Origin of the sequence: Shewanella sp. SM55, assembly GCF_025654025.1 — a bacterium.
Classification (GTDB): Bacteria; Pseudomonadota; Gammaproteobacteria; order Enterobacterales; family Shewanellaceae; genus Shewanella; species Shewanella oncorhynchi.
In genome coordinates, this window is the sequence record NZ_JAKKRS010000008.1 from 131,477 (window position 1) to 151,077 (window position 19,601).

At 44.5% G+C, this 19,601-nt stretch carries 14 protein-coding genes; 6 read left to right on the forward strand and 8 right to left on the reverse strand.

Annotated elements, in window-relative coordinates; all coding sequences use genetic code 11:
- Positions 1-22 precede the first annotated feature (22 nt).
- On the forward strand, positions 23-760 hold the full coding sequence (locus L5L91_RS12115; RefSeq protein ID WP_263196716.1) for a YdiY family protein: 738 nt from the start codon (positions 23-25) through the stop codon (positions 758-760).
- Between the two features lie 231 nt (positions 761-991).
- Positions 992-2,461 carry a sodium:proton antiporter NhaD gene (nhaD, locus tag L5L91_RS12120; RefSeq protein WP_173246601.1) on the forward strand — a complete coding sequence of 490 codons (1,470 nt, stop codon included), beginning with the start codon at positions 992-994 and terminating at the stop codon, positions 2,459-2,461.
- Positions 2,462-2,654: 193 nt separating this feature from the next.
- Here the strand turns inward: nhaD and L5L91_RS12125 are convergent, their stop codons facing one another.
- Entirely contained in the window at positions 2,655-3,179 is a 525-nt protein-coding gene (locus L5L91_RS12125; RefSeq protein ID WP_263236681.1) for a hypothetical protein, read from the reverse strand.
- Positions 3,180-3,189: 10 nt separating this feature from the next.
- A complete protein-coding gene (locus tag L5L91_RS12130; protein WP_263236683.1) occupies positions 3,190-4,011 on the reverse strand; it encodes a cytochrome c3 family protein in 822 nt (273 codons plus the stop codon).
- Positions 4,012-4,449: 438 nt separating this feature from the next.
- Here L5L91_RS12130 and L5L91_RS12135 point away from each other — a divergent pair, with 438 nt between their 5' ends.
- From L5L91_RS12135 to L5L91_RS12145, 3 genes are all read left to right on the forward strand, one after another.
- Positions 4,450-5,199: a transcriptional regulator gene (locus tag L5L91_RS12135; protein ID WP_105250092.1), complete on the forward strand. Its 750-nt coding sequence runs from the start codon at positions 4,450-4,452 to the stop codon at positions 5,197-5,199.
- Positions 5,192-5,746 (forward strand): hypothetical protein, encoded by a 555-nt coding sequence (locus L5L91_RS12140; RefSeq protein ID WP_263236685.1) that lies wholly within the window; start codon positions 5,192-5,194, stop codon positions 5,744-5,746. The genes L5L91_RS12135 and L5L91_RS12140 overlap by 8 nt, the downstream gene beginning before the upstream one ends.
- A 95-nt stretch (positions 5,747-5,841) precedes the next feature.
- A complete protein-coding gene (locus tag L5L91_RS12145; protein WP_028761621.1) occupies positions 5,842-7,245 on the forward strand; it encodes a hypothetical protein in 1,404 nt (467 codons plus the stop codon).
- Here L5L91_RS12145 and L5L91_RS12150 read toward each other — a convergent pair.
- The 6 genes from L5L91_RS12150 to L5L91_RS12175 all read right to left on the reverse strand — a co-directional run bounded on the left by L5L91_RS12150 (position 7,226) and on the right by L5L91_RS12175 (position 17,567).
- Complete coding sequence (locus L5L91_RS12150) at positions 7,226-9,463, reverse strand: PAS domain-containing protein (protein WP_263236687.1); 2,238 nt, start codon at positions 9,461-9,463, stop codon at positions 7,226-7,228. The genes L5L91_RS12145 and L5L91_RS12150 overlap by 20 nt on opposite strands.
- A 190-nt stretch (positions 9,464-9,653) precedes the next feature.
- Positions 9,654-10,361, reverse strand: a complete 708-nt coding sequence (locus L5L91_RS12155; protein WP_263172500.1) for a TatD family nuclease-associated radical SAM protein — start codon at positions 10,359-10,361, stop codon at positions 9,654-9,656.
- 228 nt (positions 10,362-10,589) lie between these two features.
- Positions 10,590-13,781 carry an efflux RND transporter permease subunit gene (locus tag L5L91_RS12160; protein ID WP_263236689.1) on the reverse strand — a complete coding sequence of 1,064 codons (3,192 nt, stop codon included), beginning with the start codon at positions 13,779-13,781 and terminating at the stop codon, positions 10,590-10,592.
- Positions 13,781-14,992 (reverse strand): efflux RND transporter periplasmic adaptor subunit, encoded by a 1,212-nt coding sequence (locus tag L5L91_RS12165; protein ID WP_113939815.1) that lies wholly within the window; start codon positions 14,990-14,992, stop codon positions 13,781-13,783. The genes L5L91_RS12160 and L5L91_RS12165 overlap by 1 nt, the downstream gene beginning before the upstream one ends.
- A 362-nt stretch (positions 14,993-15,354) precedes the next feature.
- The gene (gene srmB, locus L5L91_RS12170; RefSeq protein ID WP_263236690.1) at positions 15,355-16,614 is read right to left on the reverse strand and encodes an ATP-dependent RNA helicase SrmB; all 1,260 of its coding nucleotides are present in this window, start codon (positions 16,612-16,614) and stop codon (positions 15,355-15,357) included.
- A 236-nt stretch (positions 16,615-16,850) separates the two neighbouring features.
- Positions 16,851-17,567: a tRNA1(Val) (adenine(37)-N6)-methyltransferase gene (locus L5L91_RS12175; RefSeq protein WP_263167463.1), complete on the reverse strand. Its 717-nt coding sequence runs from the start codon at positions 17,565-17,567 to the stop codon at positions 16,851-16,853.
- 528 nt (positions 17,568-18,095) lie between these two features.
- Here L5L91_RS12175 and brnQ point away from each other — a divergent pair.
- Positions 18,096-19,508: a branched-chain amino acid transport system II carrier protein gene (gene brnQ, locus L5L91_RS12180; RefSeq protein ID WP_168824874.1), complete on the forward strand. Its 1,413-nt coding sequence runs from the start codon at positions 18,096-18,098 to the stop codon at positions 19,506-19,508.
- Positions 19,509-19,601 lie beyond the last annotated feature (93 nt).

Below are 19,601 nucleotides of genomic sequence, written 5' to 3' on the forward strand. Positions count from 1 at the left end.
AACGGAACAGGAACGGATAAACATGAAGAAAGTACTGACCGCAGCACTATTAATGACTGCACCTTTTATGGCGACAGCTGGGGCCGATTTTGTAAAAGGCGATGAGACATTCGCAGGTGAAGCTGAGCTTGGTGCAACCTTAACCACAGGTAACACTGAAACCTCATCATTCAAAGGACGTTTAAATCTTAAGCATGAGCTTGGCGATTGGGAGAATCAGTACTTACTCGAAGGTTTATATAAAGAGGATACAGGTTCTGTTACCGCGAAACGCTATTTAGCGGGTGCACAAGGTAACTACAAGATGACAGATCGTAGCTACTTGTTTGCTAACGGTAATTATGAAGTCGATCCTTTCACCGGTTATGATTACACGCTATCTGGCGCCGCGGGTTATGGTTATAGATTCTATGATACTAACAAGACCTTTTTAGATGTCGAAGTCGGTCCAGGTTATATCTATCAGCGTCTTGATACAGAGCAAGCACTTATCGAAGGCCATGATACCAATGACAGCGTCGTTGCTCACGGTGTGATCAACTTTGAAACCGAAATCACTGACACCTCTAAATTCCAACAACGTTTCGTTGCCGATTACGGTGATAAGCTCGATGCCCGTTCTGAAACTTCGTTAACGGCGAATATTATCGGCGCATTAGCAATGAAGTTTGCCATTATTGTGCGCTACAACAGCGAGCCGTTGGATAATAAGAAAAGTACAGATACAGAAACCAATATGACCTTGTTATATTCCTTCTAATGCTGTGACGCTGATTAGAAACTAAAAAGCACCTTTGAGGTGCTTTTTTATTGGCTCTTTTTAGACTAAGTTAAATGTTCCTTTATTAGTTATCGCTGTAGTTATACAAAAATTAATGTTTTAAACGCCTTTGGTTATAGGGTAATGCATAGAAAGTTGCGTTTTATCAACATTTACTATGCCGAAGCTATGGTAATTTTCGACTAATTTCCTACGTAGAGATGAACTTTAATGAAATTACAGCGGTTGTTTAAAGGCAGTGGAATGGCGTTATGGAGTCTATTCTGCGTTGCAATATTGAGCGGATTCTCACCTGCAGCATGGGCTATGACAGAAGGGATAGAACGGCTTAATTTAACCGCCTCGAGTGTGGGTTATGTTGCCGTCTTTGTGTTTGTACTTGCATACATAATGGTGATGGCTGAGGAGTCGTTACATTTACGCAAGTCGAAACCTGTGCTGGTCGCGGCAGGGATTATCTGGGGCATGATAGGTTTTGTGTATGTACAAAATGGTATGTCTGAAGTGTCGGAAGCGGCATTCAAACATAACTTGCTTGAATATGCTGAGCTTCTACTCTTCTTACTCGTGGCGATGACTTATATCAATGCTATGGAAGAGCGAAATTTGTTTGATGCCATTCGTGGTTGGCTTGTCGGCCGTGGTTTTAGTCTAAGAACCGTATTTTGGTTGACGGGGTTTATGGCGTTCTTTATCTCACCCGTGGCAGATAATTTAACGACTGCGCTATTGATGTGTGCCGTGGTGATGAAGGTGGGGGCAGGGCAACGCAAGTTTATCACCCTAGCCTGTATCAACATTGTTGTTGCGGCTAATGCGGGTGGCGCGTTTAGCCCGTTTGGCGATATCACGACCTTAATGGTGTGGCAAAAAGGATTAGTGCACTTTAGCGATTTCTTCCATCTGTTTATTCCTGCTTTAGTGAACTTTGCATTACCCGCTGCCATTATGAGTGTGTTTATCCCACATTTCGTGCCAGAGCCAGAAAAAGAGCATGTTTATACTAAGCCGGGTGCTAAGCGAATTGTTGCGTTGTTTTTACTCACAATCGCTACGGCAGTGTGTGCTCATTCCTTCTTAGGTATGCCGCCTGTATTGGGTATGATGACGGGATTAGGTTTCTTACAATTCTTTGGTTTTTATCTGCGTAAAACCTTCAATCGTTCCGTTGCCCGCGAACGTGCAAAGGCTGAATTGCGTCAGGACGAGCAGCGTCTGCAGCAACTTGGTAGTGTGGTGCCCTTCGATGTGTTTAGCAGAATCTCCCGTGCTGAATGGGATACCCTGTTGTTCTTTTATGGTGTAGTGCTATGTGTGGGTGGCCTTGGCTTTATGGGGTACTTGAGCTTAGTATCTGAGGCTTTGTATTCCAATTGGGATACGACCTATGCCAACGTGGCTATCGGTCTGTTGTCTTCGGTTGTTGATAATATTCCGGTGATGTTTGCTGTGTTGACGATGAACCCTGAGATGGCCTTAGGCCAATGGTTACTGGTAACGTTAACCGCAGGAGTTGGGGGCAGTTTATTGTCAATTGGCAGTGCTGCAGGGGTCGCGTTAATGGGACAAGCTAGGGGGATTTACACCTTTGGGGCCCATTTGCGTTGGACACCTGTCATTGCGCTGGGTTATATCGCGAGCATTTTAGTACATATGTGGCTCAATGCTGCGATGTTCTAAATAAAAGTACTGCTCATTCATCTTTTGGGCTGTATTGACGTTTGTGAGTCGTTTTATAGCAGATAATATCGCGAATTATTTAGCGAACAACATCGATCTAACAAAATTCAATCGCATAACGTCTAGATATCAATGAATAAAATAGAGGCATCCGATGGATGCCTCTATTTGTTTGGATATGTCATGGGAAGGATTATTGCGGTAGAACTTGGATTAAATCCAGCTTGTTATTGGCTTTTGCGCCGTAGATCTGAATCGCGACTTTAATTTGTGCCACTGAACCACTTGGATCCTGCTGAGCCCAATCTAAGCCTGCTATCTCAAATTGATATTGACCGCTTGTGACTTCGGTTAATTTACCGCTGCATTCTCCAAGACTTTGGCAACGATAATTTTGGGTAACATGCCAGTGTTTCCATGCCTTCGGATTCGAGGATTCCTTGGCTTTGTCGGGGAACCCAAAATAGTAAATATCATAGGTTTTTGCCGCAGTGATCGCTTCTTGTTGCGCATCCGTCAGTGAAAATTGAATTGTCCCTGTACTCGAGTCAAATTGCTCAAGCTTGAGATTTATCTGCGTTGCTTCATCAATGTTTATTGCATTTTCGACGGGAGGTGGCGGTGTCGGCGGATCTTCAGGCTCAGTGTTATTGCTGTCACTGCCACATCCTACGAGCATTAATGTCGCGAGGGTCAATGTGAGTAATGGGTATTTCATCACAGTCTCCTTAATTGAAATGCCCTGTATGGCAAGTGGTGCATTCCATGTCTGTTTTTACACTTGCCGCTGAGCCTAATGTGCTAGTACTACCGTGACAAGTTTGGCAATCTTGTGCATTTGGTGTTGGCTTACTACCAACAAGGGCGCCGATATTCTCCCCTTGATAGGCACGATTTAATACATCGACTAAGTAATAAGCCATAGACGCGGATAAGCGGTAACAGCGTTCACCTTTTTTCGCGAATGGTAAGCCAGAAGACTTTGACCAGTTACTGATAGATGAGTGACATAACACGCTCTTGGCTTTTGATGAACTGCCCACAAGAGCCGTTTTTTCTGCTGTCGAGCCAATACCAGTAACAAATTCAGGTGAAGATAAAGGGAGCGTTGTATTTTCGTAGTAGCGGAAGGTATTAGCTATCACGGCGTTATTGTGACCATTAATGTCATCTAAAATATTCACTAACATGCCTATCGCATTAAGATTACCGCAGAGCGTGCCTTGACCCGTTACCCCTGCAAAACCATAGGCGGCTAATGCCGTTGGAATTGTTTTGAACTTGTCTGCATCGGCACTATTGGATTGGGCTAGCATAGTCACAACGGCATGAAAAACTTGGTGCATACAACCACCACCCGTTTCATAGGCCAGTTTTGCTGTTGCCATTGCATCAAGTGGAACGTATTTAAGTTTCTCACCTATCGCTAATTGATATTGACCATCGGCATTCGTTGCCGCGAGAACCGATGTTCCCATGAGTGTTGCACCTGCCGCAGCGGTGCTAATACCAATAATACGGGTTAATGCTTGACGTCTATTTATGCTCATTATGTATTTCCTCTATGTAGGATTACTTCTATTTATCAAATGCTAAAGATAAATTGATGACGTAAATTCTAAGCATGCTTGAGATAAATATTGTGATTTACGCCGGAGGATATTTGTCTTTTACATGAGCGGTAAATAGCGTTACTACAATAGAATTAACCGACTTAAATTCTGCATTTAAATTAACTAAACAGATTGCAAGGTGCTCATCGTCCCGATATTTATTATATTTATTATATTTATGTAAATTTATGCCGAATTTTCCATGTGCTAAATGGCATTTATTCCTGTGAGTTAACGCATGTTTTTGCCTAATAGCGCTGAACTTGGGGGTCGTCTCACGAAAATTAACTATTTGCTGACTTGGGTTAGCAAGATCACATTAATCATTAGTTAGTTTGCATAGACTTAACTTTGTGTTTTTATGGAGTTGAGTGGATGTTGATGCAATTGGGAGACTGCAGGTTTGATCGGGAACGAGGCATACTGATTGAGTTGTCTCGCGATGAATCTTGGCATCTTCCTCGAGCCGAGTTACAAGTGCTTAATTTGCTTGTTGAGCATCAAGGTAAGTTGGTTTCTAAGCATATGCTGAAGACGGGGGATGGAAAGCATCCGCCGCTAACTGATACCTCTGTGGCCCGTGCTGTCTTTATGCTTCGCAGCTTTCTTGGACCTCAATATGAGGGCTTGATTGAAACCGTGAAAGGCCAAGGTTATTTACTTCAACCATCTAATGGGACTGAGTTTAGAGGTGTTAATTACCTCAGATTGCATACAGTGCCTTTGTGGAGTGCCTTAGTATTATTCGGGTTTATGTTAGCGTTTTCGGTGTTTTATTTGAATCATACGGATCACAGCAAGCCAACCCAAGCACTTATGACCTCAATATTACCTTTGGCTTCTGGCCAGCAAGTACGATTACACTTATTTGCTGATTCCAATACTAATAACACTTTACTCTTCGAATTAGGTGAGCGCTTAAGTGCAGGATTAATCGCCTGCGGTCAAAGTGATTGGGCTGATGTTTATGCTTCTTTGTCCCATGATAAACAAGTGCTTAATATTACTTTTCGAGGCGAAAAACTCGGTCAGTCAGTGATCCGTAATATTAAAATCAGTGATTTCACTCGACCGAAAACCTTCATCGATGCTGCTTGGCTGCAGGAGGTTAACATCTGTGGCTAAATGGCTAAAGTGGACGATTAATATTGTTATCTTGTCGGCATTGATTATGGCCTGCGGTGTGATATACAAACAGTCGGCTACCAATCAGACGATGATTTTAAATTGCAGCTCTGAATTATTCGACCGCCATTCTAGTGCCAATTCTAGCGGCAGTTCGAGTGTTAGCAGTGACGGTAAATTTTACCTACTCGTGGATGTTTTGATTGCCGCTGACAATACGCAGATCAATTATCGTTACTTTAATATTGACGGTACGAGTGCGGGCAATATTTTAATGCAAGGCAAAGTCGACAGTATTGAGGCCAATAGCATGACCTATAAAGTTACCGTTAAAACGAAAACGGAATCTGAAATTGAAAAGCAAAAAAATTGGCCAGAACATATGAAATATCTATCCTATATCAGCAGCTTACATTTTAATGACTCGGAAATGCACAATCTCAGTATCGAGGTGTTAGATATGGATGACACCAAAGATTATGCCGTGGTCCTTTTTCAGCCTAGCAATACCATTTGTGGATGCAGAATCGTAAATAGTCGAATTTAATCAGTGAATTTGAGTTTATTTCAGTTAAGATTAGTGCTCATTGATTTGTGATTACTGTGGTGAGTCTCCAGTGAGGGATTCATGAAAAGGGTGTTGTGTCTAAGATACGTGTAAAGCAAGAAGAATCCCTGTCGATTAAGTTCAGCCATCAGATGGAAAAGGGCGATAATCGTCAGCTTGATCTCTATTTCTTTTTACCTAAGGAAATGGGCATAGGCTCGCGCACGCTCAATGAAGAAGAGTACTACTACAGCTCAATAGTTGGACGTCGCTCATACTATTCAGAAGGCTTGCACTTACCTCTGGTGCAGGGGCGTTTTGCCAGTTTAAATCGCCGTACTGTTGAAGAATTCAGATTGTACCTAAATCTCTTCGCCTATCAGTTTGCGGTTGCGGTTGAAAACGATGTTAAAGAACTCAATCAAATCACAGATGTAACCCATTTTTATTTTGCCCTCGACGAATTACGCGAACAAATTGCTCAGTTGCTGAAAAAGTTTCGCCGTAACGAACCGGGTGATCCCAAATGGAAATCTTACTTTGAAAATGCTGATAACTACTTGTCTTGGTTTTGTGAGCAGCAGTTACTCAAAGTGCTCGCTTATGCGACTCGTACCAGTGATTTCAACGATATTTTAGAGCGGGTACTCACGCTCTGCCGTAATGAATGTGCCTATCGTGATGAGCATAAGTACAACTCAGCGCAAACTAAGCAAGATCCTAATCGTATCTCTAATAAGATGTTGTTGTTGCGCCGTTTAATCCAACAAGGTGTGGTACTCAAAGAAGAGTTAAAGCCTTTAGGGATTGGCCTTAAAAAGTTTACGACAGGACTGGCGACCGCGTTAGTGATGTTGGTCGTGTCTGCGTTGATAATTCAAGCGCAGGGCGCCTTTAGTGGTTTTACTATTGCGCTAGTGCTGACCTTGGCCGTGATCTACGGTTTCAGGGAAATCTTTAAGGACGATGTGCGCAATGCCATGTGGCGATTTATTCAGCGGGGTCGACCACGTTGGAGCCGCATTTTACGGGATACTACGAGTCAGGCGGTTATCGCTAAGCAGTTGGTATGGCTTGAGTTTATGCGTCAGCAAGATCTACCCGAAAAAGTCAGTGACATTCTAAAGCACAGACATAGCCAAAATAAGGTCGATGCGGAAATTCTGCACTATAAAATCGCCACTAAGGTGAATCAGAGTGAATTCCAAGCGGGATATTCGACTATTCAAGAGCAAGTGAGCTTTAGCTTAGTGCCTTTTGCCCGTTATTTAGAACGGGGTAAAGCGAAGATTTATAAGGAAGTTGAAGGCAAAATTAGTTATGAATCGGTTGAGCGGCGCTATCAAGTCAACCTGATTTTAGTGTTGCGTGATGGGCGCGAAGCCCCACAGTATATTCGCTATAAAATCACCATGAATCGCTCGGCAATCATAGAAATTACCCAGAGTCAGTTGCCTGACTCCGTTAATGCACCCGAATCTACGATTGATGACGAGTAAAGGCTTGACCGATATTCTGATCGTTATTTTGCTTCGCCCGTTTTAGGGCGACTTCGGCATTATTCAAATATTGCTCTAATGTCTGGCCTTCTTGATAACCCGCAATACCAATACTAATACCTTCCCCTAAGCCATTACCATTGAGCTTTTCCATCATATTGAGGGCAAAGTTGTGCGCATGGGTGGCGTCTGTGTCAGGTAACATCACAATGAGCTTCCCTAGCTGCCAATGCAGAATTTGATAATTAGCTGGAATTTCAAGCAATAATTGCACTTCTATTTCTTGCTGACGATTTGCCAGTTGGTCGATATCACTCATGTGGCTTAGCATGCCCTCTGGATTGATATCCATTAACAGTAAGCTTGAGCTGAGACGGCTTGGTGGCGGCAGAGAGTTAAAGTAACGTTCTAAATCTGCCAAATTCAGCAGAATAGTACTGCGATGGGGCACAAGGTTACGCTTCTCTGTGCCTCGACCACGCTCGGCGGCTTGCTCTAAAGTGCAGACGATATAATCAATCTCACCATCGGCGGCCACATGGCCCTTCAAGGTAGCTTGCAAACAATTGGAATGCGCCTGTTTAGGTGAGCATAGAATTTGCCCTTGCCACTGACCTTGCATGGCAATTTGGGCGCTGATCCTCTGCCATTGATTGCCTAAATCATTCGCGAGTAATGACGCTAAATCTTGATTTAAATCGCCATTGAGTTGCATTAGCGCATCGAATACTGGATTGATTTTAATCAGTTTACCGTTAGCATCTGTGAGGGCTGTCGCGACTGTGTTATCGCATAAAAGCTCACTGAGAAAAGCATTTTGTTTGCTGCTGATTAACTCACTGATGTCCTCAAGGGTGATTAATAGATGTGGTGAGCCTCGGCTCGCCCTTGGTGCTTGGCGGATATGAACCCGCAGCGTGGGGCCATCGATACTGTCTAGACTGATTTCACCAGACCATTGACCTGTTTTATGTACCTGCTCCATTAACTCCGTGTAGGTTTTATCATCGAGGCATAAGGTACGCTGTAGGCTTCGGTCTGTCAGTTCATCTAATGGTACTAAGGTCGCTTGTGACGCTTTAGTATTTGCGCTGATGACTCTGGCATTTTCGTTTACCATCATAAAGCCGATGTCACTATTAAATAAGCCATTAGCAACATCAATACTGTATTGGCGTGAACGCTGTTGTAAGCGATACATGTGGCTGAGTAGTACAACCCAAGCGGCTAAAACCGTTAATATTAACGATGCCACAATGACAATGTTTTGCCATTGTGAGAAACGAGCAGCTATGTCTGAGTTGCGCACATAGGAGAGTAAAAAATATTCTCTGTGGGTCTCAGGTTGTGCTGTGAGTTCGATTTTAAGGTAAACAAAAGTGGCTTCTTCACCGTGGAATTGCCCAAAGTTGCTCATGGACATATCGCGCCACAGGGCCGGATAGCTCTGTTTTAAACTTGCTCCTAAGGTCTCTGGCATATTGCTTAGAGGGGCGAGATCGCTAGCGCCAGCATAGAGTAATCCCTGAGTATCAAGCACTAACATAGGGGATTTATTGCTCGAAAAGGCTGGTTTTATGGCCTCCAGCATTTTTACCATAGAGTTGTATGTCACCAGATAACCGATAGAACTCTGATCGGGCTTCTCTAGCCACGCCATTTGATACATATAAGGTTCAAGTATGCCGTCTATCGGAATAAATTCCAGCGGTGAGGTATAAACTTCTTTGCCACCCATGCTCCGACTCGCTCCAAGTAAGGTCGGTGGTAAGGCATCTTTATTGAAATTAGGGGGAGTTGAGAATTTATAGTTACCTTGGGGATCGTACAGTGCAATGCCGAGTAACTCAGGAATATGTTTTACTAGATCTTGCCAGTTTTCCTGCAATTTAAGTTGTTGCTTGGCGGTAGGATTGCTTAAGTATTGTTTTAGCAGTTCCCCATTGGCGAAAATTTGGGTTCGAAATTGCTGAAAAGACACTTTATCTGCGATCAATGAGCCTATGGTTTGCAGTTCACTGTATCTTTGCGTTGCCCACTCTTCTTGCAGGCGTCGTTCACCTAACGTAATGATTAAGTGAGTTAAAATAATCATGCCAATCACCAGCATAGAAAGCTGGCTTGCAATAGCGAGTAAGCGTTGATGCGACCAATAGATCCCTTGAGTTAAAGAGAGCAGTGGCGCAGCGGGATACGTGCTTGGGTTATTCTTCAGCATGAACCGATTATGAGTGGGTGAACTGTTAATTTCGCTATGTTAACACGAAAGAATTGTTACGACAGTGCCAAGTTACTCAGCAAGATTCCTTGAGTAAAAGTTAAGACGATTCACACATGTACCACTCACGTAATCGACAGTGTTATCTGCTGGGGTATTTCAGTCGATTTTGGCTGTATTAGAATGCCGTTTAGCCTAAGGCGCCTAATATGCGATGCTTGAATTCGCAGCCGTAGGACTCAACTTGTTCACGACAGATGTCGATATCAACACCCGCTAATCCTTCGATGGCTGAAACTTGTACCGTTTCAATATAGTGTGGCGCTAATGCGATGAAAGCATGTACGGCGGCATAAGAACCGGCGAGTTTGGGGCGACAATGTTCCATATAGGCGGCTTCATTATCCGCATTGAGGGAAATGGATAAACTATCAACGCAGTTGGCTAGTTCCGGCAAAATATTGCGCCTATGGACTAAATTACCTAAACCATCGGTATTAATACGTACTCGTCCGCCTCTTTGTTTAATTTCTTTCGCCACCGCCAGCAAGGTTGGAAGATTTAAGGTCGGTTCACCATAGCCACAAAACACATATTCTTCGAAGTCTTTAACATCGCCAAGCAGTGGAATGATTTCTTCGGGCTTAGGTTGGTGACACAGTGCCAGTTGATATTCGTGGATCTGTTTACTGCCATTATGTTTTGGACAAAACGCGCAGCGCAGGGTGCAGCGACCCGTAATATTAAGGTAGCGACTGCGACGAATATCATAGACAAGCGTTTCAGTCGCACAGGTTTCATTTGTGCAAACTTCATCTGTTATGAGACCGTTCGCTAGGGTTTCTGTGGTGACAACTTGTGGTTTATCAATATTTTGCTTGTGCAGATGCTCAGACATAATGATGGGTTTCATTCTAACGATAGCTGACGACTTAAACACAGTGTAGCGAAAGCCTGATGCGATAACTGTCAACTAGATCGCAACTTGAAAGCTCAAGCCACTCGCGGCAGACTCAAAATGACATAGATGATTGAGAGGTTATTGACTCGCACTGAGGATTAAAAAGAGAGCCTAAGCTCTCTTTTTAAGGTTCAAGATATTGATTAACTGCTTCTAGTTAACTTCCTATAGATAGTCTTTTTTATAGTCAGTGGGGACTGGCGGCTCTAAATGCTCAGGTGTAAAGTCCACTTCATGGTCTTTTTTAGGCTGCCACCACCAATTGAAGAAGCGGCTGCTAGTGCGCTTAACGTCGTCGAGTATGATGTACAGCAAGGGTACTAAAATTAGCGTCACAACGGTCGAGAACAGGATACCGAAGGCGAGGGATGTCGCCATAGGGATCACAATTTGCGCCTGCAAACTACGTTCGAGAATAATAGGCACTAAGCCGACGAAGGTGGTGAGTGACGTCAGGATGATCGCCCTAAAACGATAACAGCCTGAATCGACCGCCGCCTGCCTGACCGATTGCCCTTGCTCCCGCGCACGGTTCACAAAGTCTACCAAAATCAAGGAGTCGTTCACTACCACTCCCGCTAATGCCACTATGCCGCAGAGACTTAACACGCTCATCGCGAGTCCCTGAATTAAGTGACCAAACAGGGCGCCGATAATCCCGAAGGGGATCACAGACATGATGATTAACGGCTGACTGTAGGATTTAAGTGGCACGGCCATCAAAGCATAAATGGTGAACAGTGCAAAGAAGAAGCCTTGCATCAAACCGACCATGGCATTCTGTTCATCCAAACTGCCACCGTCCAGTGCAGTTTGGATTTTAGGGTACTTGGCCTGCAATTGTGGCAGGTAATCTTTTTGGATTTCCTGTACCACTTTTGAAGGTTCAACGATGTTTTTGTTGGCATTTGCCGTGATGGTGATCGCTCGCTTACCGTCAACACGGGTAATTGAGGCGTAGGATTCACCTTTTTCAATTTGTGCCACAGTCGAGAAGGGAACCGAAGTGCCTGTTGGCGTGCGGATCAGCATATTTTCAAGATAACCCACAGTACGACGTTGCTCTAATGGGTAGCGCACCATCACCTTGATTTCTTCTTTATTACGCAAAATCCGTTGGGCTTCGTAACCGTAGAAACCATAACGTACTTGGCGAGCTAAATCGGAAAGCGTGAGGCCAAGGGCTTCTGCCTCTGGACGTATCTTCAGGCGAATTTCATGGCTGCCCGATGAAAAGTTGTCGGCAATATCGTACACGCCTTCATAGCTGGCGAGTTTTTGCTTCAATTCTTTAGAGGCTGCGGACAGCTCATCGAGGTCACTCGAGGTCAATCTGAAGGAAATATCGCCGCCAGCATCGTTGGTGCTCGCGTTAAAGCTGAGTTTTTTGACTGACAAAAGCTCGGGCAATTGTTCACGCCACGCGGCAGCAATCGTCACTCCATCGACTTCACGGTCTTCACCTTTCGTCAGTTCGGCAAAAATGAAGGCCGAGGTACGGGAGCTCATATTGATAAAGCTATGCTTCACCACTTGATAGCCGTTATCTTTCTCCATTTTTTCGTTCATCTTGTACAGGGCTTCTTCTATGCTCTGTACCACTTTTAAGGTGTTACCTTCGGAGCTGCCTTCATCCATTTCAAGTTCAACTTGAATAAAGTCTGAGGGAATGTCAGGGAAAAATACCCAGCGCACTTTGCCACTGGCGACTAGGGCAATCGACAGAATCAATACACCGATAAAGGCCGCGACCACGTTGTATCTGTGTTTGATACAGCGCTCGAGGAAGTTGCGATAGCTGTGGTGAATAAAGTATTGCACTCTGTCGTTAAAATTGGCTTTTAGGTGGCCAAAGAATCCCTTTGGTGCGCCAGTTTTTTTAAACTTCATGTGCGCTAAATGCGCTGGCAGAATGAATTTAGACTCTACCAGTGAGAAGGCTAAACAGAGGATGACCACCATACCGATGGATTTCCAGATAATCCCCATAGGGCCAGAAACCATTAACATGGGAATAAATGCCGCAATTGTGGTTAAGACCCCGAAGGTCGCGGGCATCGCCACTTTTTGCGCGCCGCGGATCACGTTCTCAACCGAGTGACCGTGGCGTTCGACCTCTGTGTAGGCACTCTCGCCGATGACAATGGCATCATCCACCACTATTCCGAGCACCAAGATAAAAGCGAATAGGGTCAACATGTTGATCGTCATGGAGAAAGGTTCGAGCGGCATGACCAACATAGTGCCGAGGAAACACACGGGTATCCCCATCATGACCCAAAATGCTAACTTCAGATCGAGGAACATGGCTAAGATGATAAACACCAACAAGGCACCGTAAAACATGTTCGACATCATCATGTCTAAGCGGCCCTGGAGATAGTGGGTCATATCACCCCAAGTATCGAGTTGAGCGTTCGCTGGCAGTGTGGCGCGGCGCTGCTCTACGTACTGTTTGACTTGGTCTGCAATGTCTAAGGCGTTTTGATCATCAATGCTGGTAACTTCAATAATCGCAGCGGGTTTGCCGTTAAAGCGGGTATATTCCAAACGTTCTTCGAAATCATCTTTGATGGTCGCGACTTGTGGCAGCATCACGCGGCTACCGTCTGCGCGAGTTGTGACGACTATATTGGCAAAGTCATCGCCCGTGTAGGCTTGGCCTTTGGTGCGCAATAGAATATCGCCATCTTGAGCACGAATAGAGCCACCTGGTAAGTCTAAGGAGGAGTTTTGCACTGCTAATGCGACTTGTGAGAAGGTCAAGCCGTACTCTCGTAACTTATTCTCAGAAACTTCAATACCGATTTCATAATCGCGCACCCCTGTGACTTTCGCACGGGTTACCGCGGGGAGTTGGGTTAAATCGTCACGAACCGATTTAGCCAATTCTTTCATATCGTGGAGTGTCATATCGCCATAAACAGACACCCAAATGACGTTATTCTCAGGTTTGATTTGAGAGATATTCGGTTTTTCGATGTTCACTGGGAAGGTTGAAATTGCATCTAACCGCAGTTTGGCTTCATCGAGAATGGTCTGCACTTCGTAACCGTCTTCAACTTCAACGGTAATCGAGCCAACGCCTTCGCTAGCCACAGAAGTCACTTTCTTAATGCCGTTGATATCTTGGATGGCTTCTTCAATCTTGATGTTGATGCCTTCTTCGATTTCCTGTGGCGCCGCACCTGGATAGGCGACGGAAATATTTAATAAATTGAGTTCGAAAGAAGGAAAAACCTCTTTATTAATCAAAATACTGCTGAACAGGCCGCCGATGAGCAGAACACACATTAATAAGTTCGCGGCTACACTGTTGCGGGCGAACCAAGCTAAGATCCCTTTTTGAGTGTCCATTATTTGACTCCAGCGGCCGCAAGACTCGATTCAGGAGTATTTTCTTTTGGTGTCTCAGTGGGCAATGCCGCTTCACCTAAGATTTTAACCATTTGCCCATTTGCCATACTGTTGAAGTGGGTCGTAGCGACGCGTTCGCCCGTTTTTAGACTGTCTTTGATGAACACATTCTCTAAATCACTACGAACCACATTTACTTGGCGCATTTCAATGATATTTTTGTCGTTGACTAGGGCGACTTGGTCGTTACGAACCACATGGCGGGGCAATTTGACTATGCCATCGACAGTGCGGCCCTTGATGACTGCATTGACGAAGCTGCCGTATTTAAGCGGTAAGCTACCTGGCACTTTATTCGCGCGCAGATAGGGATCTTTGATTTCTGCGACTAAATACACCATGCGATTTTCGGCATCGATAACACCTTCACTACGGATAATATTGCCTTCCCAAGTATTTTCTTTGCCCGCCAAAGAGGCGCTAAGCGTGACTTGGGTATCGGGATTATCGACAGACTCTAGATAGGCTAAATCATCATTAGAAATGGGTAAGCGGATTTCGGCAACGCGAGTATCGTAGAGCTCACCTAGATTAGTGCCTAAGCTAACGTATTGCCCTAAATCGACATTTCTAACTTTGATTATGCCATCAAAGGGCGCGCGAATAACCGTGCGCTCAAGGTTACGTTGGGCGCGCGCCAGTGCTGCCTGCGCATATTTTACGTTAGCTTGTTCTTTTTTGAGTTGCGGGATACGTAGACCTAACTCAGGGGGCAAGCCCTTGTCGTAGCCTTTGAATTCGATTTTAGCGACTTCACCACGGGCTATTTCTTCGTTCAGTGCGGCGGTGGCTTGGGCCAGCGTCGCTTCGGCTTGCATTAAGTCAGCCTCGTAATCTGAGGGCTCGATTTGCGCTAATTGGTCGCCTTTCTTGACTATGCCACCTGCAACAAAATGAGGGGAGATAGTGAGCATTCTGCCTTGAACTTCGGTCACGAGTTGGGTTTTATACTTTGGGGTAACCACGCCGTAGGAAGGTAAGTTTAGCGATACTGTTTGCTGAGTCACTTGCGTGACATCAACGATAGGAATAGGCATCTCTTCAGGTTTTTGTTCTGGCGCCTCCTTCGTTTGCATTAATAAGGCTGCGCCAAAGACAAACAGCAGCAGAATAAGAAAAGGAGACAGTCTCCTCAGTAGGGTCTTCATCATATAATGGTTAAATCCATGCTAATCGCGTAATGGGGTTAAAGTAGCAGAGTCGGCCACGCCAATAAATTTATTTTTGTAAATTAAATGTTTCTAAAAGTGATGCCGCGACAGATATGCGCATCATGCATCGATATTTGGGCGAAAATTAGAGCAGAAAGGTGATGAAAGGTTCAGTTAGGTAATTGGAATATATTGAAATAAGAATGAATACGTATTGGGGTTAACTGCTCTAAATCCGCCGCATTTCATTCTATATAATTAAACATAGCAGGATATTTTTAGTAACATCACCCACGTAAGTTATATTTTGGTAATAAAAAAGCCGCATATAGCGGCTTTAGTTTGGTAAGTTTAAGCGGGTGTTACTTTTTCTTACGGGCGATTTTACTCGCTTTCTTTGCCGCTTCTTTCTTGCTCGTTTTCTTCGCAGCTTCTTTCGCTTTCACTTTGGCTTTTTTCTTACCCGGTGTGCGCGCTTCTTTATTCTTTGGACGCAGCTCTTCGATCACGCGGCGTTTCAACGGTTGCTCGATATAACGCTCGATTTTACCAACGATACGCATGTCGTGGGCTTCGGCAAGCGAAATCGCGGTACCTTTTGCGCCAGCGCGGCCAGTACGGCCAATGCGGTGGATATAAGTGTCGGCAGAACGTGGCATATCGAAGTTGATCACATGAGTGATATCGTCGATATCGATACCGCGTGCAGCCACATCGGTCGCCAACAAGACATTGACTTCACCTTTAGTAAAGCGACTCAAGGCTTGGAAGCGTTTCTTCTGTTCCATATCGCCACGCATAAAGGCGCAGGGAATACCGACTTTAAGTAACTGGCCTTCTAGGCTAGAAACGATGTCGCGGGTTTTCACAAATACGATAGTCCGTTTGACATCTTCTTGGCGTAGCAGATGACACAACAGCGCAAATTTATGATCTTTATCATCGGCTAAGTGGATCCATTGGTGGATCTTGGCTTTTTCACTGCGAGGGGCTTCAACATCGATTTCAATCGGGTCGTTTAACACTTCACGGGCAAAACGTTGTACACCGCCGCCTTCTAAGGTGGCAGAAAACAGCATGTTCTGTTTGCGGCCTTGGGCTTCAATAGCAATGGCTTGCACCACAGAAGAGAAGCCCATGTCTAACATGCGATCGGCTTCGTCGATAATTAAGATATCGACTTCTTGTGCATTGAAATTGCCTTTGTCTAAATATTCCATCAGGCGGCCTGGGGTCGCGACCAGAATATCGACGTTGCCTGCTAAGGCCTCTTCCTGTGGTCCATAAGGAACGCCGCCAGTAACGATAGCAATATCTAAACCTTGGCCTGTGGCTAGGTGACTCGCATAACGGTGGATTTGGCTGGCTAACTCACGGGTTGGCGTGAGGATTAGCACCCTTGCTTGTCCAGCAAAACGACGGGGGAAGTCGATCAAATGTTGTAGCGATGGCAGTAAAAAGCTCGCTGTTTTACCTGTTCCTGTCGGGGCGCGCGCAAGAATATCTCTTTGCTCTAAGGCGTAAGGAATCGTTTCTTGCTGAATCGTAGTGGGTGAATGATGCCCCATGGCATTAAGCGACTCTAATAAGCTAGGGTCAAGCTGGAAATCTTCAAATTGCATGCGCAGCGTCTCGACGGATAATAGCGAAGCATTATAAAGGTTATGGCGGTTAACTTAAATAACTTATCTAGATCTCCTGTGTTTATCTTCTGTGTCAGTAAAGTTTTATGGTAATTGGCATAAGTTAATTACTTTTAGGTCAATGTATTAGCATTTAATTTGTGGGAAATTGGACCTTTCGTTAAATTTGCCAAACTTAGCGAGCTTTACTTAATGTGTCAGGATTGGACTCGATATCAGTATTTAAGGTAAAAATCTCGAACCAATTGCACCATGGTTTGTGTGTATTGGCCTGAACTTTCACGAATAGTGATATCACTGAGCTTTGGAGCCATTTGTGGATGAGTCTTGTGGGCGAGCACGCAGAGTACTCGATTAGCGCTTTTCCCTACAATGCTGATAAGGTTGGTTATTTCAATCAAATTGAGCTGAGAGTGCGTTAGTATTTCGTCGAAACGCGCCATACTCTGCATTGGTAATATGAGGCTTGCTTTTCCTTGTGGTGCTAGGCACACATGAATGGCATCGAGTAGTGCGGTAAAGCTTAAGCTATCTGTGTGGCGGGCCATAGCGCGCTGGGATTGTATCGCTTGCGTGCCTTGCTCAAAATAGGGGGGATTACAAATTATGTGATCAAAATACTCTTGATACTCAGTTTGTTGGCAAAAGTCTTGGATGCTGCAATTAACTAAGGTCAGTCGATTAGCCCAAGGACTATTGTGGAAGTTATGTTGGCAAGCATGGGCGGCATTGGTGTCTAATTCGACACTGGTGATATGTGCTTGACTGCGCTGAGCTGCCATTAAACTGAGTAAGCCGCTGCCTGCGCCTATATCTAAGATTGATTTCGCGGTGGTCAGTTGTGCCCATGCCCCAAGGACGACGCTGTCTGTGCCTACGGCCATGCCGCAATTCATGTCATCGATATGAAATTGTTTAAAAGTGAATGCCATGGGGAGTTAATTTTGCCGTTCTAAAGTGATTTAGGCCCAATATTGGGCGCGCAATATTCTAATTCTAGCCCTCGTTTTTAGCTAATGTTTTTAAACAGTCGCATCTGTCCTAGCTGTATGAATTTGTGTCGCCAAATCATTTACTATTTTACGTGGTAATACTAATTTCACTTAATTAACGCTTTAATTTATTGCCTTAGAAACCTTTTATTAGCAGTTAATTAGCATTATTTAGCTTTTTTTGCCTGAACGGACTTGTTGTCTTGTATTGATGCTTTAAGTCTGGTATTAGTTTCGCCCCCATTTTTAATCACTTTTAAGATTAACGGATAGGTAAACGAGTTTGTTGGTGAATTAGTCGTCAGTTAGGCTACATAAACGTTCGCCATCGTTTATAAACTCGGCAGATATCGAACATATTTACCACGGAATTGTGTAAACATAGATTTGCACTCCGGATGGGCTTTGTTTTAGCTATGGCTAATCGACACATAATCACTTAAGTTTGTAAAAAAACAATAAGACAAGATGGGGCTTCCAGTGCAAGACAATCAGATGAGTATCGGAGATACATTAGGCTTAGGTTTTATGACCTTTGCGTTCTTTTTAGGTGCGGGAAACCTAATTTTTCCACCATTCGCGGGTATGTTAGCGGGCGAAAATATGCCCCTCGCCATGTTGGGTTTTTTGATTACCGCCGTAGGTTTACCTTTAGTTGGACTGATTGCTGTCGCTAAGGCTCAAGGTAAGGTTATGGCTATGCTGCCAGTATTTGCAGCAACGACATTGGCCGTCGCGATTTACATTATTATCGGCCCTGCTTTTGCTGCGCCGCGTACGGGATTAGTGGCTTACGAGATTGGCGCTAAGCCATTTATCGATGACACTACGGCAACGTTTTTGCTGGGCAGTTTGGAATTAAACCTGACGCAACTGCTATACACATTAGGTTTCTTCGCTGTCACTATGTTGCTGGCGCTTTTCCCTGGTAAGTTGCTCGATAGCGTAGGTAAAGTATTAACGCCTATTTTATTGATTTTGTTGGTCGGATTAGCCGTTTCAGTGCTGTTTTTACCTGCATCCGAAGTAGGCCAAGCTGTGGGGGATTACCAACAGCATCCACTGACCAAAGGTATTTTGGAAGGCTATAACACTATGGATACGTTAGCATCCTTGATGTTTGGTATGTTGATTATTGATATCCTGCGTAAAAAGGGCATTGACCAACCCAGTGATCAAACTAAGTATCTAATCCGTGCAGCCTTTATTGCCGCCGCTGGTTTAACTTTTGTGTATGTGTCCTTGTTCTTTTTAGGTGCAACCGCCGGCGACATCGCTATCGGCACTAAAAATGGTGGCGAAATATTAACAAATTACGTGACCCGCGAGTTTGGGGAACTAGGCTCAGTCTTGTTGTCATCAGTCGTGACTTTAGCTTGTTTAACCACTGCGGTTGGGCTGGTGAGTGCGTGTTCTGAGTTCTTTAATGAGCTAATGCCTAAACTGTCTTACCGTTTCCTGGTGATCTTTTTAAGCTTGATATGTGCTGTGATTGCGAACGTTGGCCTAAGTCAGTTGATTGCTATTAGTATTCCCGTATTAATGACGATTTATCCTGTGGCTATTGCTCTTGTGGTTGTGACTTTCCTGACCGCTTATTTTGCGAATCCACAGTTTGCACATCGTGCAGTACTGAGCGTGGCACTGTTTTTCGGCATCTTCGATGGTCTTAAAGTGGCAGCGAAAAGTTTGACTGACGCTGATGGTCAAGCCATGAATGGCTTAGCACAGGTTTTTATCCATATAGTGAATGTTATGTCTCCAGTGTTATCTAAGCTGCCACTCTATGAAGAAGGTATGGCTTGGTTATTGCCGACCATTGCGACGATTGCACTGTGTTTAGTATTCGGTCGTGGCCGTGGTCAAACGGCTGCAGCCTAGGCTTTGCATTCTAGTTCTCGTCTTTATGCTTAACTCAGTTAAGCTTATGCAGGCTTAGACATATTTAAATTAATATCAACGGCGTATCATTTG